18 protein-coding genes are annotated in these 21,440 nt (G+C 57.9%); 7 read left to right on the top strand and 11 right to left on the bottom strand.

Features of this window, described 5'->3' with window-relative positions; genetic code table 11:
* The first annotated feature begins 6 nt into the window (after window positions 1-6).
* From AC2FHW_RS03110 to AC2FHW_RS03100, 3 genes are read left to right on the top strand one after another with little or no spacing between them, the layout of a single operon-like run.
* Entirely contained in the window at window positions 7-1,218 is a 1,212-nt protein-coding gene (locus tag AC2FHW_RS03110) for an acetyl-CoA C-acetyltransferase (RefSeq protein ID WP_142632809.1), read from the top strand.
* On the top strand, window positions 1,218-1,706 hold the full coding sequence (locus AC2FHW_RS03105) for a cupin domain-containing protein (RefSeq protein WP_496707883.1): 489 nt from the start codon (window positions 1,218-1,220) through the stop codon (window positions 1,704-1,706). Before AC2FHW_RS03110 ends, AC2FHW_RS03105 begins: the two co-directional genes overlap by 1 nt.
* A complete protein-coding gene (locus tag AC2FHW_RS03100; RefSeq protein ID WP_271948013.1) occupies window positions 1,699-3,900 on the top strand; it encodes a 3-hydroxyacyl-CoA dehydrogenase NAD-binding domain-containing protein in 2,202 nt (733 codons plus the stop codon). The genes AC2FHW_RS03105 and AC2FHW_RS03100 overlap by 8 nt, the downstream gene beginning before the upstream one ends.
* 67 nt (window positions 3,901-3,967) lie before the next feature.
* Here the strand turns inward: AC2FHW_RS03100 and AC2FHW_RS03095 are convergent, their stop codons facing one another.
* The 3 genes from AC2FHW_RS03095 to AC2FHW_RS03085 form a co-directional block, all read right to left on the bottom strand.
* The gene (locus AC2FHW_RS03095; RefSeq protein ID WP_496821396.1) at window positions 3,968-4,696 is read right to left on the bottom strand and encodes a Hint domain-containing protein; all 729 of its coding nucleotides are present in this window, start codon (window positions 4,694-4,696) and stop codon (window positions 3,968-3,970) included.
* Between the two features lie 188 nt (window positions 4,697-4,884).
* On the bottom strand, window positions 4,885-5,532 hold the full coding sequence (locus tag AC2FHW_RS03090; RefSeq protein ID WP_142632803.1) for a sulfotransferase family 2 domain-containing protein: 648 nt from the start codon (window positions 5,530-5,532) through the stop codon (window positions 4,885-4,887).
* Window positions 5,529-6,464, bottom strand: coding sequence for a DMT family transporter (locus AC2FHW_RS03085; protein ID WP_271948019.1), 936 nt, complete (start codon window positions 6,462-6,464; stop codon window positions 5,529-5,531). The genes AC2FHW_RS03090 and AC2FHW_RS03085 overlap by 4 nt, the downstream gene beginning before the upstream one ends.
* Window positions 6,465-6,616: 152 nt before the next feature.
* Between AC2FHW_RS03085 and AC2FHW_RS03080 the strand changes: the two genes are divergently transcribed.
* On the top strand, window positions 6,617-7,630 hold the full coding sequence (locus AC2FHW_RS03080; protein ID WP_496677962.1) for a hypothetical protein: 1,014 nt from the start codon (window positions 6,617-6,619) through the stop codon (window positions 7,628-7,630).
* Between the two features lie 6 nt (window positions 7,631-7,636).
* Here the strand turns inward: AC2FHW_RS03080 and upp are convergent, their stop codons facing one another.
* The 7 genes from upp to AC2FHW_RS03045 form a co-directional block, all read right to left on the bottom strand.
* Window positions 7,637-8,269 (bottom strand): uracil phosphoribosyltransferase, encoded by a 633-nt coding sequence (upp, locus tag AC2FHW_RS03075; RefSeq protein ID WP_281994363.1) that lies wholly within the window; start codon window positions 8,267-8,269, stop codon window positions 7,637-7,639.
* Window positions 8,266-9,252, bottom strand: a complete 987-nt coding sequence (locus tag AC2FHW_RS03070) for an adenosine deaminase (RefSeq protein ID WP_142632795.1) — start codon at window positions 9,250-9,252, stop codon at window positions 8,266-8,268. Before AC2FHW_RS03070 ends, upp begins: the two co-directional genes overlap by 4 nt.
* Complete coding sequence (locus tag AC2FHW_RS03065) at window positions 9,249-10,460, bottom strand: phosphopentomutase (protein WP_142632793.1); 1,212 nt, start codon at window positions 10,458-10,460, stop codon at window positions 9,249-9,251. Before AC2FHW_RS03065 ends, AC2FHW_RS03070 begins: the two co-directional genes overlap by 4 nt.
* A complete protein-coding gene (locus AC2FHW_RS03060) occupies window positions 10,457-11,764 on the bottom strand; it encodes a thymidine phosphorylase (protein ID WP_496677965.1) in 1,308 nt (435 codons plus the stop codon). The genes AC2FHW_RS03065 and AC2FHW_RS03060 overlap by 4 nt, the downstream gene beginning before the upstream one ends.
* A 4-nt stretch (window positions 11,765-11,768) precedes the next feature.
* Window positions 11,769-12,161, bottom strand: a complete 393-nt coding sequence (locus AC2FHW_RS03055) for a cytidine deaminase (protein ID WP_496677966.1) — start codon at window positions 12,159-12,161, stop codon at window positions 11,769-11,771.
* Window positions 12,162-12,263: 102 nt separating this feature from the next.
* Window positions 12,264-13,355 (bottom strand): cupin domain-containing protein, encoded by a 1,092-nt coding sequence (locus AC2FHW_RS03050; protein ID WP_271948028.1) that lies wholly within the window; start codon window positions 13,353-13,355, stop codon window positions 12,264-12,266.
* The gene (locus AC2FHW_RS03045) at window positions 13,330-14,022 is read right to left on the bottom strand and encodes a hypothetical protein (protein WP_271948030.1); all 693 of its coding nucleotides are present in this window, start codon (window positions 14,020-14,022) and stop codon (window positions 13,330-13,332) included. The genes AC2FHW_RS03050 and AC2FHW_RS03045 overlap by 26 nt, the downstream gene beginning before the upstream one ends.
* A 186-nt stretch (window positions 14,023-14,208) precedes the next feature.
* On the opposite strand from AC2FHW_RS03045, the gene AC2FHW_RS03040 reads away from it, so the two are divergent.
* The 3 genes from AC2FHW_RS03040 (at window position 14,209) to AC2FHW_RS03030 (ending at window position 20,150) form a co-directional block, all read left to right on the top strand.
* Window positions 14,209-16,482 carry an NADP-dependent malic enzyme gene (locus AC2FHW_RS03040; RefSeq protein ID WP_142632785.1) on the top strand — a complete coding sequence of 758 codons (2,274 nt, stop codon included), beginning with the start codon at window positions 14,209-14,211 and terminating at the stop codon, window positions 16,480-16,482.
* A 265-nt stretch (window positions 16,483-16,747) separates the two neighbouring features.
* Window positions 16,748-18,637 carry a propionate-CoA ligase PrpE gene (gene prpE, locus AC2FHW_RS03035; RefSeq protein ID WP_271948034.1) on the top strand — a complete coding sequence of 630 codons (1,890 nt, stop codon included), beginning with the start codon at window positions 16,748-16,750 and terminating at the stop codon, window positions 18,635-18,637.
* Between the two features lie 73 nt (window positions 18,638-18,710).
* The gene (locus AC2FHW_RS03030) at window positions 18,711-20,150 is read left to right on the top strand and encodes an amidase family protein (protein WP_496821394.1); all 1,440 of its coding nucleotides are present in this window, start codon (window positions 18,711-18,713) and stop codon (window positions 20,148-20,150) included.
* Window positions 20,151-20,412: 262 nt separating this feature from the next.
* Here AC2FHW_RS03030 and AC2FHW_RS03025 read toward each other — a convergent pair whose 3' ends face one another.
* Window positions 20,413-21,174, bottom strand: a complete 762-nt coding sequence (locus AC2FHW_RS03025) for an NAD kinase (RefSeq protein ID WP_142632779.1) — start codon at window positions 21,172-21,174, stop codon at window positions 20,413-20,415.
* Window positions 21,175-21,440: the final 266 nt, after the last annotated feature.

The raw sequence follows: 21,440 nt of genomic DNA, 5'->3' as shown, positions 1-21,440 counted from the left end.
AAAACTATGACCGACGCATATATCTATGACGCCCTGCGTACTCCGCGCGGCAAAGGCCGCAAGGATGGTAGCCTGCACGAGCTGACTTCGGCGCGCCTGTCCTCGCTGACATTGAACGCCGTAAAAGAGCGGAACAATCTAGAGGGCCACGCCGTAGAGGACGTCATCTGGGGCAACGTAACCCAGGTTATGGAACAGGGCGGCTGTCTGGCACGAACCGCAGTGCTGGGTTCTGATCTGGATGAATCGATCCCCGGGCTGGCGATCAACCGGTTCTGCGCCTCGGGCATGGAAGCTGTGAACCTGGCGGCCAACCAGGTCAAAGGCGGCGCAGGCGACGCCTATATCGCAGGTGGGGTCGAGATGATGGGCCGTGTTCCGATGGGCAGCGATGGCGCTGCGATTGCTGCTGACCCTTCACTGGCGATGAACACCTATTTCGTTCCGCAGGGTATCTCGGCTGATATCATTGCGACCGAATACGGGTTCACACGCGATCAGGCTGATGCGCTGGCGATGGAATCGCAGCGCCGTGCAAAAGCTGCGTGGGACGACAACCGGTTCTCTAAATCGGTCATCACCGTTAAGGATCAGAACGGCCTGACCATTCTGGACCATGATGAATACATGCGCCCCGGCACGGACATGCAAAGCCTGGGTGGCTTGAACCCCGCCTTCCAGATGATGGGTGAGCAGATGCCCGGCTTCGACAACGTCGCAAAGCTGAAGTACCCGCATCTGGAAAAGATCAATCATATCCACCACGCGGGTAACAGCTCGGGCATCGTGGATGGTGCGGCGGCAGTTCTGATCGGCAACAAGGAATTCGGCGAGAAATACGGCCTGAAGCCGCGCGCACGCATCAAGGCCACGGCCAAGATCGGCACCGACCCCACCATTATGCTGACCGGTCCGGTTCCGGTGACCGAGAAAATCCTCGCCGACAACGGCATGAAAATCAGCGATCTCGACCTGTTCGAAGTGAACGAAGCCTTTGCCTCGGTTGTTCTGCGCTTCCAGCAGGCATTCGATGTCGATCCGGCTTTGGTCAACGTCAATGGCGGCTCGATCGCAATGGGCCACCCGCTGGGCGCGACCGGCGCGATGATCATCGGCACCCTGCTGGATGAGCTTGAACGTCAGGACAAGGAAACCGGGCTGGCCACGCTTTGCATCGCATCCGGCATGGGTGCAGCAACGATCATCGAGCGCGTCTGATGCCAAAGCTGGATCTCTCTCAGATTCCGTTTCAGGGCGGCTCGGCCTATCCCGGCAAGCTGGCCGAGGCGACCGCAGGCCGTTTTGTTCAGCGCCTCGGGGATGCGGGCGGGCTAACCCAGTACGGTGTGAACATCGTGCGGCTGGAACCGCAGGGCATGTCCTCGCTGCGCCATTACCATATGGAGCAGGACGAGTTTGCAATCGTGCTAAGCGGCACCTGTACGCTGATCGACGACGATGGCGAGCATGAAATGCAGCCCGGCGATTGCGCCGCATGGCCCGCAGGTGAAGCCAACGGCCATCACCTTGTGAACAACACCGATGCGCCTGCAACCTTTCTGGTGGTGGGCACACGGACCCCGAACGAGACCGGCTATTACAGCGACTTAGACATGATGGTGAAGGATGATGAGAACGGATTCTCCTTCACCCGGAAAGATGGCAGCCCGCTAACGGCTGACCAGATTGGAGATGACAATGACTGATTTCACTCTGAGCAAAGACGCGGACGGCGTCGCCATTATCACCTGGGACGTCCTAGGAAAGTCCATGAACGTGATGTCTTTTGACGGCTTCGCACAGTTGAGCGATTGCATCGATCAGGCACTTGCCGATGACGAGATCAAAGGCATCGTTATCACCAGCGGGAAAGAAGGTTCGTTCGCCGGTGGCATGGACCTGAACCTGCTTGCGGTGATGAAAGAACAGGCGGGCGACAACCCCGCCAAGGGCCTGTTCGAAGGCACCATGAATATGCACGGCGTGCTGCGCAAGATCGAGCTGGCGGGCATGGACCCCAAGACCAAGAAAGGCGGCAAGCCGATTGCAACCGCCCTGCCCGGTACAGCCGCAGGCATTGGCATGGAACTACCGCTGTCGACGCATCGCATCTTTGCAGCCGAGAATCCAAAGGCGAAATACGGCCTGCCTGAAATCATGGTTGGCATCTTCCCCGGCGCTGGTGGCACCACCCGTATGGTCCGCAAGGTCGGTGCGATTGCAGCCGCTCCGCTGTTGCTGGAAGGCAAGATGCTGGACGTCAAAAAGGCGAAAAGTGCAGGCTACATCGATGAGATCGCAGAGGATCCAGTTGCCGCGGCAAAAGATTGGGTGCTGAACGCCAAAGATGCGGACATTGTGAAGCCTTGGGATGCCAAGGGTTACAAAATGCCCGGTGGTGCGCCTTACCACCCTGCCGGTTTCATGAATTTCGTCGGCGCCTCGGCTATGGTGAATAGCAAAACCCAGGGTGCGTTCCCTGCCGCCAAGGCGTTGCTAAGCGCTGTTTACGAAGGTGCGCTGGTTGATTTCGACACCGCGCTGAAGATCGAAGCCCGTTGGTTCACCTCCGTTCTGATGAACCCGTCTTCGGGTGCCATGATCCGATCACTGTTCCTGAACAAGGAAGCCTTGGAAAAAGGCGCCGTGCGTCCTGCGGGCGTACCGGATCAGTCAGTCAAGAAGATCGGTGTTCTGGGCGCTGGCATGATGGGTGCGGGTATCGCACTTGTATCGGCGCAGGCCGGTATGGAAGTTGTTCTGGTCGACCGCGATCAGGAAGCAGCAGACAAAGGCAAAGCCTATACCGAGACGTACCTGGACAAAGGTATGAAGCGCGGCAAGGTTACGGCTGAAAAGAAAGAGGCCATGCTGGGCCGCATCACCGCGACCCCTGACCTTGATCATCTGAAGGGCTGTGACCTGATCATCGAAGCCGTCTTCGAAGACATGGGCGTCAAGGCCGAGATGACCAAAAAGGTCGAGGCGATCATTCCCGAGGACTGCATCTTTGCCTCGAACACCTCGACCCTGCCGATCAGCGACCTGGCCAAAGCTTCGGTGCGTGCGGATCAGTTCATCGGCATCCACTTCTTCTCGCCCGTCGAGAAGATGTTCTTGGTCGAGATCATCAAAGGCAAGGAAACCGGTGATCGCGCAGTGGCCAAGGCGCTGGACTATGTGCGCCAGATCCGCAAGACGCCGATCGTGGTCAACGATGCCCGCTTCTTCTACGCCAACCGCTGCATCATTCCCTACATCAATGAAGGTGCCCGGATGGTGACCGAAGGCGTCAGCCCGGTTCTGATCGACAACGCGGCACGCCAGTTGGGCTTCCCTGTCGGGCCGATCCAGCTGACTGATGAGACCTCGATTGATCTGGGTGCCAAGATCGCACGCGCGACCAAGGCCGCGATGGGCAACGAATATCCTGAAAGCCCGTCCGATGATCTGATCTTCTGGATGGAAGAACAGGGCCGCCTGGGCCGCAAGGCAAACGCGGGCTTCTTCGACTATGACGAAAAAGGCAAGCGCGTCGAATATTGGAAGGGTCTGCAGGACAAGTATCCGCTGGCAGAGGATCAGCCCGACCTGATCGAAGTGCAGGAACGCCTGATGTTCGCTCAGGTTCTGGAGGCCGTCCGCGCATTGGAAGAAGGCGTTCTGGAAGACATCCGCGAGGGTGACGTCGGCGCAATCTTGGGCTGGGGCTTTGCACCTTGGTCAGGTGGCCCACTGAGCTGGCTGGACATCATCGGCACCCCTTATGCGGCCGAGCGCTGCGATCAGTTGACCGCACAATATGGGGAACGGTTTACCTGCCCGCCGCTGCTGCGTGAGATGGCAGATAAAGGCCAAAGCTTCTACGGGCGTTTCAACCCCGAAGCCAAGGCTGCCTAAACAGTTGGTGCTGGCGTAAGAGACCTTACGCCAGCACCCTGCTTGTCGTGTTTGGTTGGTCTGCCGTTCAGATCACTGGGAGAGGTCGGCCCGGACGACCCGGGCGACGCGCGCCCCTGCTGGGTCTCAAAGGGACAACTTGTTCCAGCGAGATGGGTGCAGGCAGCGCACCCAACGGGTTGGCAAGGGCTGCCACGCGGCCCTCGGTTCGTATATCTTCGACCAATTCCGCCGCTGTTTCGCTTTCGGCAATTTGATAGCCCGCACTTGTGCCGCAGTGGCCGCCGAAACGCCCTGACGGGCAGAAGGCGCGCATGCCGCCTTCCATATAGACCACTTCATCCTCGTCAAAGAACAGTGCGCTGACATCGAATGATGATGCCGGGACGTCCGACTTGATGCGGAACAAACCGCTCAACTTTCGTGCTGCCACAACAGTCAGATCTGCGGTGCCATGCTCCAATGCTATACCCTGTTCAGGCATGATCCAAATCGTACCTGGGCTGTCGACGGCACTTGGGGGTACGCGGACTGGCAAATACTCGATCCGACTTTCTTCGGTAGGAACCGAAATCGTATCGACAGAAATGCGCCTTACTGCCTTAAAGCCGTTCTCGACTGTCCGGATCAGATCACCAGGCTGAATGTCTTCAATCGGCGTCCAGCCGTCGACAGTTGCAACCCTGGTCCCGTGGATCAAGCCGCCACGGCGCGCGTTCAGTTCTACTCTGGTTTCGAATTGTGTCCGGCTTTCCGGAACATCTGAAATACCCATGTCACTCACTACTTCAAACACGTGCCTCCCCCCCCTGCTGGCACCAAAAACAATAGATATTCATTAGCATCCAAACCGATCACGCGTCCAAATTTTGACACATTTGAGCCTGATTTGGGTCCCAAACCCCGTTGGATAACGCTAAAAACGGAACAACGATCTGTAATCGCCCGGTATTAAGTCCGGCAGGGAAACTATATTTCTGTCATCTAATCAAAAGAGTATCCGAATCTGTCTATATCTTCAGCGCATGCCTCGGCGACGGCCTCTTGTGATGCGGCTGAATAATAGCTTCGGTAATCTTTCGCCCGCTCTGAACGATTCAGATGCGGCAGCGTGATCCGGAACCCCAGGTGGTCAAACAGAGGCTCTGCGTCCTGATCAAACGCTTCGAGTCTGATGAAATACTGGCACTGCTCGATACCATCGGCTCGCGTCACGTAGTGCCGCGCCGGATGCTGACGGAGCGATTGTTGCGTCGCAGGGTGGCAGACAAATCCTTCAAACGAATGGGCGCGGGCCAGCGCGATTGCGGGGTGATCAAAGCCTTGCACCTTGAGCCAGTGATAATAGCTGACAAGCCGATCCCAGGGATTTCGGACCAGGGTAAAGACTGTCATCCCCGACAACTCATCCGGTGAAAGAACACCTTCGATATCGGCGAGGGTTGAATGTTTCCAAAGGCGGCCACGTGCCGATAGCTGTTTGATCCGCCTATTGCGTTTCTTTGCCTTGGGCGTATCTCCCAGCAAAATATCATCCTTCATCGCGCGCTGTTCCAAAGCCAGCGACAAAGATGTCCCTCCAGTTTTGGGAATGTGGACGAAGATATAAGAGCGACCGCGCGAAATGATCACGATGCGGACTCTGTAGCGGCGGAACGCGTGGACCGCCAGGCCAGCAGAACTCCGGCCGTTGCGATCAGGCATATGCCGAGGATCTGCAGAACACCGATATTCTGCCCAAAGACCCTCCAGGCGAACAAGGGTCCAAATATCATCACCGAGTATTCAAACACCGCCACATAAGAGGTCTCACCGATCTGATAGGATTTGATCAGCATGAATACCGCAATCGTCGACCCTATTGCCTGAACTATAATCCAAGGAATTGCCGGTCCCATTTGCCAGACCCAGCCACGGGTGACGAAGCCCTCCGGCCCAGCGACCGGAACCCCCGGAAACAAGGATAACACGATCAGCCCTACCGCTCCGGCCACTCCCAAGGTTGTCACCATAGCCGCCAGCAATGCCGTTGTGCTTTCCTGCGCGCAGTGGCTTCGGGTGATGACTGAACTGAACGCGTAGAACAGCCCTCCGGCGACCGGCAACAGCGTTTTTGCATCAAACTCGCCGGGATTCGGCTGCAACACGCACAAAATCCCAGCAAACCCTACTGCAACGGCCAGAATACGCCATGGGCCTATCCGTTGCTTCATGGCGACGGTTGTAATCAACAGCACAAAGATCGGCGACGTGAACAAACCCGCCAACGCCTGAGCAATCGGCATCAGCGCAAGCGAGGCAAAATAGAACAACATGGCCAATGTGATGAGAACACTACGCAGGATCACGGGGCCAAGCCTAATCGGGCGCAAGCGGCCCAGCCCAAGCAGTGACAGGCCCATTATCAGCGGTAGCATGAGCAGTGCCCGGCTGAAATGGAACTGCCACAGACCGATCGTTTCGGCCACCAAGATGACCACATTATCAATCACGCCGATGATTGCCATAGCACTGACCATCAGCACCGAGGCCAAAACCGGTGAAGTCTGGGTGTCCGCCTGCATCATTTTCCCCGCGGCATGATGGAGAGCGGTAACAGAATATTCCGCTCGTCTAGGTATCCAGCACATTTCCTGAACATCGCGCAACAGGTTTGCGCCGGTTGAATTTAGCGTGTTAAGCTGGCTCCAATTAAGAACGAGCAGACATCACCCCGATGACGGCACTGAAACAGTTCCAGCGGATCGAAGCCACCGGTCTGTGGCGCCCCTCGCCCGATGTTCAGCGGCGCGAGGTTGTTGTGTCGATTGGCGAAGCGACGCTGACGATATCGGATTTCAACGACCGGGCACTGACGCATTGGTCGCTGGCCGCGTTAGAGCGCCAGAACCCCGGTGTTTTCCCTGCAATTTACCACCCGGATGGCGACCCGCAAGAGACGTTGGAACTGGCCCAATCCGAAACCACGATGATCGAAGCCATTGACCGTCTGCAGCGTGCCATCGACCGGTCACGCCCCCACCCCGGGCGTTTGCGGTGGTTCAGCGTGGCCGGGGTTGTGGCTGCTGTGGCCGCGCTCATGCTGTTGTGGTTACCGTCAGCGTTACAAAACCATGTCGTATCCGTCGTTCCCGAAATCAAACGTATCGACATCGGCGACACGATCCTGAGGCGCATCGAAAGAGTGTCAGGCCGCGCCTGCGTGTCCGAGGGCACTCAGGAAGCACTGGATCATCTGGCTGCAAGAACGGGCGTGCGCGCAATCGTTATCCTACCAGCCGGAGTACAGACCAGCCTGACCCTGCCGGGTGGAGTTGTCCTGTTGAACCGATCTCTGGTCGAAGATCACGAGGACCCCTCGGTCGTGGCCGGGTACATCCTTGCGGAACGTGCACGTGTGCAGGCACAGGACCCACTGGATGATCTGCTGGACCGGACCGGCATCAGATCTGCGTTCCGCCTGCTGACAACCGGTGAGCTGACACCTCAGATTGTCGACAGTTATACCGAAGAAGTTCTATCAGAACCCCGTCCGGCTGTACCAGACGAGAACCTGCTGGAAATTTTTGCCGAGGCAGCTTTGCCCTCGGTCCCCTTTGCCTATGCGACGGACGTCACAGGTGAAACCGTGCTGGGCCTGATCGAGGCCGACCCGATGGCGGGCCAGCCTCTGCAACAGATACTGCCAGATCGCGAATGGGTCCGGCTGCAGAATATCTGCGGCGGATAAGCCCGCTTACTTGGTCCCGAACATCCTGTCACCCGCATCGCCCAGACCTGGCATGATATAGCCTTTTGAGTTCAGCTCACGGTCCAGTGCGGCGGTGACGATGTGAACATCCGGGTGCGCCTCTTTCATGCGGGCAACACCTTCGGGGGCGGCCAACAGGCAGAGGAAACGGATATCCGTCGCGCCAGCCTCTTTCAGCAAATCAATCGCAGCGGCCGAGCTGTTGCCGGTTGCCAGCATCGGGTCGACAGCAATGACCAAACGGTCCTTCAGCCCCTCGGGCGCTTTGAAGTAATATTGGACGGGCTTCAAAGTCTCTTCATCGCGGTACAGGCCAACAAAGCCAACACGGGCCGAGGGGATCAGTTCCAAAACGCCGTCCAGCATTCCGTTACCGGCGCGCAAGATAGAGACCAACGCCAGTTTCTTACCTGCCAGGATGGGGGCGTCCATCTCTTCCATCGGGGTTTCGATATGGCGCGTGGTCAATGGCATTTCCCGCGTGATTTCATAGGCCAGAAGCAAGGTGATCTCACGCAGCAACTGACGGAATTCGGCGGTCGAAGTGACCTTGTCCCGCATGAGCGTCAATTTATGCTGCACCAACGGGTGGTCGACGACGGTCAGGTGTTCGCTCATGATATCTCCAGTCTTTTCTTGACCCGCGCACGGGTCGCTTCATCGCAAAAAGCCGCATTCAGGGCGGTTTCATTCAGGGCGGCAAAATCCTCGGCCTCCCAACCGAAAGCTTTGGCCAACATCTCATATTCACGCCGCATTGTGGTGTGGAAAAACGGCGGATCGTCGGTGGACACGGTGACCTTGACACCTGCCTCGCGCAACTTGGAAATCGGATGGCTGGCAAAGTCGGGAAACAGGCCCAGAACCACGTTCGAGCCCGGGCAAACCTCGAGCGTCACACCACGATCAACGATCTCATGCACAAGGTCGGGATCTTCGATCGCACGCACGCCATGGCCGATGCGTTCAACTCCCAGATCACGGATCGCATCGCGGACACTATCCGGCCCGCCGAACTCTCCGGCATGGGTGGTCAGGCGCAGTCCGGCCTCGCGCGCGCAGTCAAACGCCCACTTATAGTCGCCCTGAACCCCCATGGATTCATTGCCCCCCATACCGAACCCGGTAATCCAGTCGCCCGCAGTTTCAGCAGCACAATATGCACTGAGCTTGGCCTGTTCGGGTCCGAAATGCCGGACACAGGTCACCACGCCGCGCAGAGTGATATCGTACTTCCGCTCGGCTTCATCAGCGGCATCCTGAATGGCACTTAGATAGTCGCGCCAGGCCACCAAATCGCCACCGCCACAGAAATCGGGGCTCAGAAAGCTTTCCGAATAAACTACCCCGTTCGCCGCGCTTTCTTCAAGAATAGCCAACGTCAGACGGCGGAAATCCTCGGGCGATTTCAGCACCTCACAGGCGGCCTCATATACGCTGAGGAAATGGGCGAAATCCCGGAAATCATAAGACCCGTCATGTTTGAAAATCCCGCTCAGGTCGACGCGCTTTTCATGCGCCAGCTGACGGATGAAGGCAGGCGGCGCGGCACCTTCGTGATGCAAGTGCAGTTCGATCTTGGGTAGGTCAGCGACAGTCATAGAAAGCTCCGCCCCGGCCCTTGAGCCGGGATATTCAGGTGATGCGCGATACTGGCGGCAATGTCGGCGAATTTGACTTGACCGATCTGCCCCGCACCCTGCCCTGCAATCAGGACAGGTACTTGCTCACGCGTGTGGTCGGTGCCGATCCAGGTTGGGTCGTTGCCGTGATCAGCGGTCAACAACATCAGGTCATCGGGGCGCAACCGGGTCAGAATTGCACCTATCTCTTGGTCAAACCATTCTAGCGCGCGGGCATAGCCGCTGATGTCGCGCCGATGGCCATAGAGACTGTCGAACTCGACAAAATTCGCGAATGTCAGGCTGCCCTCTTCGGCCTCATCGACCTGATCGGACAGATGACCCATCAAATCAGCATCCGACCCTTTGCGCAGTGTGTCGATTCCCTGCATGGAAAAGATATCGCCGATCTTGCCCACTGCATGAACACGGCGGCCCGCATCCTGACACCAGTTCGTCAGCACCGGAGCGGGCGGCACGATGGCAAAGTCCTTGCGGTTGGTCGTGCGGGTGAACCCCTGTTCGGGCGAGCCGACAAAGGGCCGTGCGATCACACGCCCCACTTTCATCTGGTGCAAACGTGGGGCCAGCGTGCGGCAGAGGTCAAGCAGACGGTCTAGGCCGAAGCTTTCTTCATGCGCGGCGATCTGAAAGACACTGTCGGCTGAGGTATAGCAGATCGGCCAACCGGTTCGCATATGCTCGGCCCCCAATTCGGCGATGATCGTGGTGCCCGAGGCGTGGCAATCCCCCAAAATCCCTTCGGTTCCGGCGGCCTCTGCTGCGGCCTTGCTCAGATCAACCGGAAATGATGGTGTTGTATTTGGAAAGTAATGCCAGTCCCATGGCACAGGCAGCCCTGCTAGCTCCCAATGCCCCGATGGCGTGTCCTTGCCCGGAGAATCCTCACAGGCGCAGCCCCACAGACCTGTCGGCTGGGCCAGCAAACCCGGCGTTTCCGCACCCGAGGCCAGCCGTGCCGCAGCACCCAACCCCAGCGCATCCAAATGCGGTAGATGCAAAGGCCCGGATCGCCCCTCTTCCGCCTGACCTTGTGCACAAGCCTGCGCGATATGGGCCAGAGTGTTTGCCCCAGTATCCGGCATGTCGCCATTAAAGAACTGATCAGCATCGGGCGCGCCGCCGATACCCACAGAATCCATCACCACAAGGAAGGCGCGGCTCATGGCGTGATCCTCTCGTGGACAAGGGATGGCACCACTGGTTTACCCGTTCCAAGCGTGATCGCCTTTTGAACAGCATCAGCCGCACGTCGCGCGGCATCCTCGCGGGCGGCATGGACGACAGCCAATGGAACGCCTTTTTCGACCCGGTCGCCCAGTCGCACCAGATCTGACAGCCCGACCGCAGGGTCGATCACATCGCTTTCAACCTGACGTCCGCCACCCAATTCGACAACCGCAAGGCCCAGCGCCTCTCCGTCTATCGTGGTTACATAGCCCGCAGCGGGAGCGGGCACTTCCAGGATCACGCTGGCTTCGGGTAAATAGCGCGACCAATCGTCGACAAAGTGAATGGGTGCCCCAACTGCGGCCATCATGCGGCCAAACCGTTCTGCGGCACGGCCATCGCGGATGACCTTGGCGATTTTGTCCCGGCCTTCTTCTGAAGTGGCAAACATACCGGCGTCAGCCAACAGAACCCCACCCAGTTCGGCAGAGATCACAGCCAACGGCGCGTCTGGCGCTTGGGTCAATACCTTCATGACCTCATCCACCTCAAGTGCATTGCCCAGCGCAGAGGCAAGCGGCTGGTTCATATCGGTTATGACTGCTGAGGTCCGACACCCTGCAGCGTTGGCGGTTTCAGTCAGCGCCTGTGCCAGATTGTGCGCGTCATCAAGGGTTTTCATAAAGGCCCCACTGCCAACCTTAACGTCCAGCACCAGTGCATCCGGGCTGGCTGCAAGCTTTTTCGACAGGATCGACGCGGTGATCAGGTCGAGGCTTTCTACTGTCGCCGTGACATCCCGAATGGCGTAAAGCCGTTTGTCCGCTGGCGCGATTTGCCCGGTGGTGCCGACAATGGCTGCCCCCGTTTCGTTCAGCACCTGCACCAGCCGGTCCTGGCTGATCTGGGTGGTCACACCGGGGATGGATTCAAGTTTGTCCAACGTGCCGCCCGTATGTCCCAGTCCCCGGCCAGAAATCATTGGCACATAGGCCCCAAGCTCGGCCAGTGCGGGGGCCAGTACCAGGCTGACGCTGTCGCCCACACCCCCGGTCGAGTGTTTATCGATTACCGGACCTTCCACATCCCAGTTCAGGACATCGCCGCTGTCGCGCATCGCAATGGTCAGATCGGCACGGCCCTGCGCACCCAACCCACCCATGCAAACCGCCATCGCAAAGGCCCCTGCCTGCGCGTCACTGACCCCACCATCGGCAAGCCCCTGGGCAAACCAGTGCAGTTCCTCGGCGGAGGGTATATCCTTGCGGCGCAACTTTGCGATGATCGAGCGGGCGTCCATGGGGTCAGACAACCTCCATATGCGAGGCGTCAAATGCGCCTGGCAGCAGATCCCCGATAGTGGTTTTCAACTCCGCCCCGTCCAAGCTGGCCAATACCACCTTGACGTCACGCTTGCCGAACTCGGCCAGTTTCTGGCGGCACCCCCCGCACGGCGGTACTGGCTGAGGAGACGACGCGACCACGTAAACCTCGGTCAGTTCCTGCTCGCCAGCAGCGACCATGGCGGCAATGGCTCCGGCCTCGGCGCAAGTGCCTTCGGGATAGGCCACGTTTTCCACATTGCAACCGGAGTAGATCTGCCCCGACAGGGACCGGATCGCCGCGCCGACCTTGAAATTGGAATAAGGCGCATAGGCGTTTTCCCGCACGGACAAGGCTGCGTCTTTCAAGCTCATGGCGATTCCCCATTTTTTGATCATCTGGTCAGAAAGTCATACCCTAAATGAAAGCCCCCGGGGAATTGAAGCCCCGAGCGCAGAATTCCTGAGCCAAAATGCTTAATCCAGAACCGTATTGAACACGCCAGGCAGCGTGACCTCAAGCAGTTCAACATCATCGGTCGGATCAGACAGGCGTGTCCGCATGCCCGGTGGAATGACAAAGGCATCACCTTGTTCCAGCCGATACGGGTCGCGCCCCTCGCCTTCAAGCGTAAGCTCACCGTTCATAACGAAGGTGAAATGAATATCGGTATCATGTTTAGCCCAGGCGGTGTCACCCTGCCCCCGACGCACCACCTGAACGCCTGCGACACCCATCGTGTTCTGGGCAATCGTGGTGTCGCGACAGATGTAGCCCGGCAAACGGAACGGCCCCCATTCTGCCCCCTCGGCCCGGTTGTAGACAAAGCGCTGGCCCTGCCATTCGCGATCCGGGCGGAATTGCGGGGTTGGCAACTGCATTTCGTGGTCGATTTCGGTGACATGTTCGGCGGGAACACCAATTTCGATCACCTGCACATTGTCCGATGCTTCCAACACACGATGGCGGATTTCGGGCGGCTGAATAAAGCAATCGCCGGCGGTCAGGCGCATCTTGTCGCCCTGATCCTCGTAAACCACATCGACCCAGCCATGGATGCAGAAAATCAACTGAAACCCGACCTTGTGGAAATGCACCATGTCCGGAACCGGACCGCCATCGGGAATGCGGATATGGCTGGCAATGATCGACCCGCCCAAGCGATCGGGTACCAGATCGCGATAATGCATTCCGGCGCGCCCGATGACCCACGGGGCCTGATCCTTGAGTCTGCGCACGACAAAGGAATGCACGGTATCCGGCATCACCATCGGCGGGTTCAGTTCATCAATTTCGACACGCGTCCCGTTCGGCGCGACCAAACTGCGCTGGCCAGCCGCAAACTGATCCGGATTTTCGGTCAGAATGCGCAACATTCCGGGCGCCTCGGGTGCATCCTGTTCGATCCGTAATCGCAATCCATGCCCCGAGAACACGGCGACCCGAGGGTCATCAGCCGGATAGATCATATCCATCCGCATCCCCAGTACCTTGGTAAAAAACGGGATGTCGTCACGTAATTCCTGCGTCGGCAGACGAATCTCAGCTTTGGTCTGATTGCTGGTCATTCAAGTTCTCTTCGGTCGTGGCTTTGGGCCATCCGATCAGAACAGAAGCCAAAATGCCAATCGAAAAGAACATCTCAAGCGTTTCTTCCAACACAAACAAACGCATGATCATCTGGTCCGACAGGTCGTCTTTCAGTGCGCCACTGACTTCTTCCAACCCCTGCGCAACCACCGCACACATACCGGCCAGAAAGAACACCATTAGAAACGGGACCCGATGCTTGAACGCACGCCACCCGTTTGGCACCCCGTGCCAGAGCAAGCCGCCCAGAACCAAAACAGCCAGGATGACGCGAACCGCGTTCATATCGAGCAGCGTGTCCAGCCCATTCAGAATCCCATATGGCAAGCTATCTACGGCATAGATATCCGCAGCAAGTTCGCGCTCTGCCAGCAGCAAACAGACGAGACCGATATAGAGACGGGAAATCCCGCGATACCGGAAAAGCGCAATGCCCCCGGCCAGAACAAGCGCCGCGGCCGAAATGGATTCGAACGGGCCACCCTCATGGCTGAGGGACATCGCCTGCACCGGCCAGATACAGAGGACCACCAAGATCAGCAACGCAACTCCAATCGCTGCACGAAACAGCGGCTGGTCCAGCCCAAAGGACCGCTTGGTATCGGTTGTGACGGGTATCGACTGAGATTGTTTTTCCGGGGTCATCTTGGGCCTTCGATCTCCTGTGGAAGCGGTGCCGAATATGAAGATGCGCGACCGTAACCATATTAGAACATAATTCAACCTACGGCCGTGTTTGGCAAAAATCCATTTATGAAGTGACGTCACGTAGCCAAGGCGCCAGAAATAGTTTAACCCTTCAACCAAATTCGGAACGGAGATGAATTGCCTATGTCTGACACTCCCAACCTGCGACAGGCCGCGCTTGATTATCACGCTCACCCAAAGCCTGGAAAGCTCGAAATCAGGGCTACGAAACCCATGGCCAACGGTCGGGATCTGGCGCGCGCCTACTCGCCCGGCGTCGCCGAGGCCAGCCTGGAAATCAAGGCCGACCCATCCAACGCCGAGCTTTACACTGCGCGGGGCAATCTTGTTGGCGTGGTCTCGAACGGAACAGCAGTGCTGGGCCTGGGCAATATAGGCGCTCTGGCTTCTAAGCCGGTGATGGAAGGCAAAGCGGTTCTGTTCAAGAAATTCGCAGGGATCGACTGTTTCGACATCGAGGTTGACCAATCCGACCCCGAAAAGCTGGCCGATATCGTTTGCGCGCTGGAACCCACGTTCGGGGCAATCAATCTTGAGGACATCAAAGCCCCCGATTGTTTTATTGTCGAAAAACTGTGCCGCGAGCGGATGAACATCCCCGTTTTTCACGATGACCAGCACGGCACCGCAATCGTCGTGGGCGCCGCTGCCAAGAACGCGCTGTACGTTGCCGGGAAAAAGTTCGAGGATATCAAAATCGTCTCGACCGGCGGAGGCGCGGCTGGGATCGCCTGCCTGAACATGCTGGTGAAGCTGGGTGTGAAACGCGAAAACATCTGGCTGTGTGACATTCACGGGCTTGTCTATGAAGGGCGAGCCGAGGACATGAACCCGCACAAGAGCCAATTTGCGCAAAAGACTGATCTGCGCACGCTGGATGACGTGATCGGGGATGCCGATCTGTTTCTGGGGCTTAGCGGACCGAATGTCCTGAAACCCGAAATGGTCGCGAAAATGGCCAACAGACCAATCATCTTCGCGCTGGCTAACCCGACGCCCGAGATTCTGCCGGACGCAGCTCGCGAAGTGGCCCCCGATGCGATCATCGCAACCGGTCGCAGTGATTTTCCCAATCAGGTGAACAACGTTCTGTGCTTTCCTTTCATCTTCCGGGGCGCCCTGGATGTTGGTGCGACCGAAATTAACGACGCTATGCAGATCGCCTGCGTAGACGGTATCGCTGATATGGCCCGGGCAACGACCAGTGCAGAAGCCGCCGCCGCCTATAAGGGCGAGCAACTGACCTTCGGACCTGACTATCTGATCCCAAAACCTTTTGACCCGCGCCTCGTCGCTGTTGTGTCCTCGTCAGTGGCCCGGGCGGCTATGGACAGTGGCGTTGCCAGGCGTCCGATTCCAGATATGGAGGCCTATAAAGAGCGCCTGAACCAGACGGTTTTCAAATCCGCCCTGATCATGCGCCCGGTTTTCGAGGCCGCAGCAGCTGCGTCGCGCCGAATAGTATTTGCCGAGGGCGAGGACGAACGTGTGCTGCGCGCCGCTCAGGCCATTCTGGAAGAAACCACGGAAACACCGATCCTGATCGGACGTCCCGAAGTCATCGAAGCGCGATGCGAGCGCCTGGGCCTGACCGTGCGTCCCGGCGAGGATTTTCAGATCGTGAACCCGGAACATGACAATCGCTACTATGATTACTGGACCTCATATCACCAGATCATGCAGCGCCGCGGTGTCACCCCTGATCTGGCCAAGGCCATCATGCGCACCAACAGCACAGCCATTGGGGCGATCATGGTCCAGCGTGGCGAGGCCGACAGCCTGATCTGCGGAACCTTTGGCGAATACCGCTGGCACCTAAGCTATGTCGAACAGGTGTTGGCCAATGGCGACCTGCGCGCACATGGCGCTTTGTCTCTGATGGTTCTTGAAGACGGCCCCTTGTTCATCGCCGATACACATGTGAGGCAATTACCAACGCCTGCAGAGCTTGCCGAAACCACCCTGGGCGCGGCCCGTCATGTCCGGCGTTTCGGGTTGGAGCCAAAAATCGCGTTCTGTTCGCAATCTCAATTCGGCAATCAGGCCGAAGGCTCGGGCAAGCGCCTGCGGGCCGCTTTGGAGATTCTGGACTCGGAGCCGCGCGATTTCACATATGAGGGTGAGATGAATCTGGACGTAGCGCTTGACCCTGAACTGCGGTCGCGCATCTTCCCGCATTCACGTCTAGAAGGTGTCGCCAACGTCCTGATATTTGCCCACGCAGATGCCGCCAGCGGTGTGCGCAACATCCTGAAGATGAAGGCCAACGCGCTGGAAGTTGGCCCGATCCTGATGGGTATGGGCAACAAGGCACATATCGTGACCCCCTCGATCACCGCACGCGGGTTACTGAACATGGCGGCGATCGCAGGAACGCCTGTCGCTCATTACGGGTAAAGGGTCACGGATCCCCTCCGGGCACCGAAACAGGTGCCCGGACTGATTCCTTCATATTTGCACCAAAACATTTGCAGTTTTGCAAAACTGTGAATTCGGCGCGCAAAATCCATAAATTGCCGACAGGTTTGCAAAAATTAGCAGGGAAATTCTTATACATCTGCAAATATTTTGCGATAAAGTGACGCCCCGTCACTTCGACCGCTTGTCTGCCCCCTATACCCCGCCCTAGACACGGTGCAGGGATTTTTCGGAGGAGACCAAAGTGGCATATCAGGACGTTTACCAGAGCTGGAAATCCGATCCAGAGGCATTCTGGATGGAAGCTGCAAAAGGAATTGATTGGGTTCGGCCACCCAGCAAGGCTTTGTTTGACGACAATGCTCCTCTTTATGAATGGTTCTGTGATGCCAGGGTCAACACCTGCTGGAATGCAGTTGATCGCCATGTCGAGAATGGTCGCGGTGAACAGACGGCCATCATCTATGACAGCCCAATCACCCACACCAAGCGCGAGATCTCATATGTCGAACTGCGCAATCGGGTCGCTACTTTGGCCGGGGCATTGCGGGCAAAAGGTGTCGAAAAGGGCGACAGGGTTATCATCTATATGCCGATGATCCCCGAAGCGCTTGAGGCGATGTTGGCCTGTGCCCGGCTGGGTGCGGTGCACTCGGTTGTGTTTGGTGGCTTTGCAAGCAACGAATTGGCGGTCCGTATTGATGACGCCAAACCAAAAGCAATCATCGCCGCTTCTTGCGGGATGGAGCCGGGCCGTGTGGTGCATTATAAACCGCTGCTTGACGGTGCCATCGAACTTGCCAGCCACAAGCCCGATTTCTGCGTGATATTCCAGCGCGAACAAGAGGTTGCGCATTTGATCGAGGGGCGTGATTTCAACTGGCACGGGTTCCAGTACGGTGTTGAGCCTGCGGAATGTGTTCCTGTCGATGGCAATGATCCAGCTTATATCCTGTATACATCGGGCACGACCGGAGCGCCCAAAGGGGTTGTGCGGCCAACTGCCGGTCATCTGGTCGCGCTGAACTGGACGATGAAGAACATCTATAACGTAGACCCCGGCGATGTGTTCTGGGCGGCCTCGGATGTCGGCTGGGTCGTTGGCCACTCATACATCTGCTACGCGCCGCTGATCCACGGCAACACCACGATAGTGTTCGAGGGCAAGCCGGTTGGAACCCCAGACGCAGGAACCTTCTGGCGGGTGATATCCGAGCATAATGTTCGCAGTTTCTTCACTGCTCCCACCGCAATCCGCGCGGTCAAACGTGAAGATCCCAAGGGGGAATTAATCCCTGAATACGACCTCTCCTGCCTGCGAGCCCTGTTTCTGGCCGGAGAGCGGGCGGATCCCGACACGATCGAATGGGCCAAAGACGCGCTGAACGTTCCGGTCATCGACCATTGGTGGCAAACCGAAACCGGTTGGACCATCGCGGGCAATCCGCTGGGGATTGAAGAACTGCCAACCAAGCTAGGGTCACCTGCCAAGCCGATGCCCGGTTACGATGTGCAGATCCTGGACGAAGGTGGCCACCCGATGAAACCCGGAGAGCTGGGCGCGATTGCGGTAAAGCTGCCCCTGCCCCCCGGCACTCTGCCAACGCTGTGGAACGCCGAAGACCGGTTCAAAAGCTCGTACCTGAATCACTTTCCCGGATATTATGAAACCGGCGATGCGGGCATGGTTGATGAGGACGGGTACCTCTACATCATGGCGCGCACCGATGACGTGATCAACGTCGCGGGCCATCGTCTGTCCACCGGCGGCATGGAAGAGGTTCTGGCCGCGCACCCTGACGTTGCCGAATGCGCCGTGATCGGTGTGTCGGATCAGCTGAAGGGCCAGATGCCGGTTGGCTTCTTGTGCCTAAATGCGGGCTGTGATCGGGACCACGGTGACGTCGTTCAGGATGTCGTCAAGTTGGTTCGCGAAAAGATCGGACCGGTCGCTGCCTTCAAGCTGGCCGTGGTTGTCGACCGGCTGCCCAAGACGCGGTCGGGCAAGATATTGCGCGGAACCATGGTCTCGATTGCGGATGGCAAGGACTACAAGATGCCCGCCACCATCGACGATCCGGCGATTCTGGACGAGATCACCGAGGCCCTCAAATCCATCGGCTACGCCCAGTAGAAAATCGGCGCGCCTGCCGCCTCTTGCAACCTGACACCGGGCCTCTACTGTCTGACCAAGACAGTGAGGCCCCATGACAGAAACCGACATCTGGCGTCTGAACGCCACCGATCTGACCGCGTTGACGCGCAACAGGGAAATCAGCGCGGAAGAGGCCGTCAAAGCCTCCATCGACCGGATGCAACAGGTCAATCCTGCGCTGAATGCGGTTGTTGAAGATCTAAGTTCACAAGCGCTGGACCGTGCGCGAAATCTGGATAAGGCGGTCAGTGGCGGAGAGCAGCCTGGCCCCCTGCATGGTGTGCCGGTCACCATCAAGATCAACGTCGATCAAAAAGGACATGCGACCTCGAATGGGGTCGTTGCCCTGAAAGACGTGATCGCCCCGGATGATGCGCCGGTTGTTTCCAACCTGCAAAAGGCGGGCGCCATCGTCATCGGTCGCACAAACACGCCCGAATTTTCATTCCGTGCTGACACAGACAACGAACTGCATGGCCGCACGTATAACCCCTGGGGGCGTCATATCTCGCCCGGGGGATCTTCTGGTGGCGCGGGCGCGGCTGTGATGGCTGGGATCGGTGCGGTGGCCCATGGCAACGATATAGGGGGCAGCCTGCGATTTCCTGCCGCCGCCAATGGGGCGGTCACCGTCAAACCGGGTCTGGGTCGTGTTCCGGCGTGGAATCCCAGCCAATCGGCAGAACGGGGCATACTGGCACAATCGATGTCGGTGCAGGGTCTGATCACGCGCTCCGCAGCGGACCTGCACCTGTCCATGCCCAGCTTGATCGCGCCCGATCCGCGCGATCCGTTTCACGTGCCGATGCCGTGGCGGGGTGAGGACCAAACCGGCCCGATCAAGGTCGCCTTCACCAAGCAGACCTTTGGATACGATTTGCATCCCGAAGTCGGCAAGGCTCTGGATACGGCACGCGATGCATTGATCGAAGCAGGCTATGTAGTGGAAGAGGTCGCACCACCCGATATCTTTGAAGCTGGTCGTGGTGGGTACCGCGCCCTGATGGGTGAAGTTCTGACCTTGTTGAAAGCCGATATCGAGGCTGCGGGATCAAAAACAATCCGCGACATATTCGAGGTCTACTTTCAGGAATTCCCACCCATAGTTGGCACAGACCTTATCGAAATGCTGGCCAAACGCAGCCACTATGCGCGCGAGTGGTCTCTGTTCATGCAAAACTATCCTCTGGTCCTGTCACCATTCCTGCCACAGCCGTTCTTCAAACCGGACCGAGACACCGAGGGCGCCGAGGGCGTGCATGAAGTTCTGGGCTGTGCGGTCTATTCCTATGCGATGAACTTCATCGGCCTGCCCGCGGCATGTGTTCCGGCGCGGCTGGCCGAGCTGCCGCATGGGCCGCAGCCGATCAACATCCAGATCGCAGCCCGCAGATGGCGCGAGGATATGGCCGTAGACGCCGCCGCGGCAATAGAAGACCGGGTGGGGCAAATGTGCCTGCCATTGTGGAAGAAAATGGGGACGTCCTTCTAAATAAACGTTGTCCAAAAAAATTGACCCCGGGGTTTTGTACCCGGGGTCCGCTTTCTAAAATATGCCTAGAAATCCGATAACGAGCGTAGCACCACCTACCCTCGCCCGCACATAAACTGCACGTTCATTTCGAAACCGCCGTTGATGGCCACTCACTTCCACCATGGCGTGTTCTCCAGGCAAGTTCACAGTACCTTAATGTTAATCGGATTCGTGTGAACTGGTTCACACAAGCGCGATTAATTCGTACCTGACCTTCCATTTAGGTGAACTGTTCCGAAATCAGACGCTCTTCCAGGCCGTGGCCCGGGTCGAACAGGATACGGTGCCGAATCGCCGGTTCAGATCGAATTTCGACCCAATCAATATCCGGAAATGAATTTGAATCCGCATCCGCCATGACCGGCCGCTTGTCCGCGTCCAACACATCGAACCGAACCTGGGCGATTTTGGGCAGCAGCGCGCCCCGCCAGCGTCGCGGACGAAAGGCTGCAATCGCTGTCAGGGCTAGAACATCCGATCCAATCGGCAGGATTGGCCCATGCGCGGAATAGTTATAAGCCGTCGATCCTGCTGGCGTTGACAGCAAAGCGCCATCGCAAACCAATTCATCCATGCGCACGCGACCGTCCACACTGATCCTCAGCCGCGCCGCCTGAGGGCCTGCCCTTAGCAAAGAGACCTCATTGATGGCTAGCGCCTCATGGATCTTTCCGGACTGATCCATCGCGCGCATCGCCAGCGGGTTGATGACCTCTTCTTCAGCGGCGGAAAGACGGTCCATCAGATCTTCTTCGTGGAACTCGTTCATCAGGAACCCGATTGTTCCACGATTCATGCCATATACGGGCGTATCGAGGTGCTGCATGTTGTGCAAAGTGTGCAGCATAAAGCCGTCCCCACCCAGCGCGACAATTACACCTGCATCACGCGGCGCCGCATTGCCATAGCGCCTGACCAGTTTGTCGCGTGCGGTTTGAGCCACCTTGGCGTCGCTGGCAAGAAAAGCGATTCTTTGAATCATCTATTGTGGTTTCCAGTGCTGCACATTTGGTTCCGAAACAATCATACCTTTCCCCTATAGACCAGACTTGACGCCACCGTTGGCCAAATCGTCGCTTTAAGCCTTTTGCCGATGCCCCGTTTCCGATAGGAAATCCGCAAGAAATCCCAGCATTGTGGAGCCCCCATGAACGCCAATCTACGTGATACCGGTTTTTTCACCCAGTCTCTCTCAGCGCGCGACCCAGAGCTGTTCGGCTCGATCACGTCCGAGCTGGGCCGTCAGCG

The sequence above is a fragment of the Ruegeria sp. YTSA108 genome (assembly GCF_059610185.1).
Note: the sequence above shows the minus strand (reverse complement) of the source record. Positions and strands in the feature narration are given on the sequence as shown.

Excerpts from the sequence above, each read along its gene's own strand:
- AC2FHW_RS03110 (WP_142632809.1), top strand. The coding sequence starts at position 7 with ATGACCGACGCATATATCTATGACGCCCTGCGTACTCCGCGCGGCAAA.
- AC2FHW_RS03105 (WP_496707883.1), top strand. The coding sequence starts at position 1,218 with ATGCCAAAGCTGGATCTCTCTCAGATTCCGTTTCAGGGCGGCTCGGCC.
- AC2FHW_RS03100 (WP_271948013.1), top strand. The coding sequence starts at position 1,699 with ATGACTGATTTCACTCTGAGCAAAGACGCGGACGGCGTCGCCATTATC.
- AC2FHW_RS03085 (WP_271948019.1), bottom strand. The coding sequence starts at position 6,464 with ATGCAGGCGGACACCCAGACTTCACCGGTTTTGGCCTCGGTGCTGATG.
- AC2FHW_RS03080 (WP_496677962.1), top strand. The coding sequence starts at position 6,617 with ATGACGGCACTGAAACAGTTCCAGCGGATCGAAGCCACCGGTCTGTGG.
- upp (WP_281994363.1), bottom strand. The coding sequence starts at position 8,269 with ATGAGCGAACACCTGACCGTCGTCGACCACCCGTTGGTGCAGCATAAA.
- AC2FHW_RS03070 (WP_142632795.1), bottom strand. The coding sequence starts at position 9,252 with ATGACTGTCGCTGACCTACCCAAGATCGAACTGCACTTGCATCACGAA.
- AC2FHW_RS03065 (WP_142632793.1), bottom strand. The coding sequence starts at position 10,460 with ATGAGCCGCGCCTTCCTTGTGGTGATGGATTCTGTGGGTATCGGCGGC.
- AC2FHW_RS03060 (WP_496677965.1), bottom strand. The coding sequence starts at position 11,764 with ATGGACGCCCGCTCGATCATCGCAAAGTTGCGCCGCAAGGATATACCC.
- AC2FHW_RS03055 (WP_496677966.1), bottom strand. The coding sequence starts at position 12,161 with ATGAGCTTGAAAGACGCAGCCTTGTCCGTGCGGGAAAACGCCTATGCG.
- AC2FHW_RS03050 (WP_271948028.1), bottom strand. The coding sequence starts at position 13,355 with ATGACCAGCAATCAGACCAAAGCTGAGATTCGTCTGCCGACGCAGGAA.
- AC2FHW_RS03045 (WP_271948030.1), bottom strand. The coding sequence starts at position 14,022 with ATGACCCCGGAAAAACAATCTCAGTCGATACCCGTCACAACCGATACC.
- AC2FHW_RS03040 (WP_142632785.1), top strand. The coding sequence starts at position 14,209 with ATGTCTGACACTCCCAACCTGCGACAGGCCGCGCTTGATTATCACGCT.
- AC2FHW_RS03030 (WP_496821394.1), top strand. The coding sequence starts at position 18,711 with ATGACAGAAACCGACATCTGGCGTCTGAACGCCACCGATCTGACCGCG.
- AC2FHW_RS03025 (WP_142632779.1), bottom strand. The coding sequence starts at position 21,174 with ATGATTCAAAGAATCGCTTTTCTTGCCAGCGACGCCAAGGTGGCTCAA.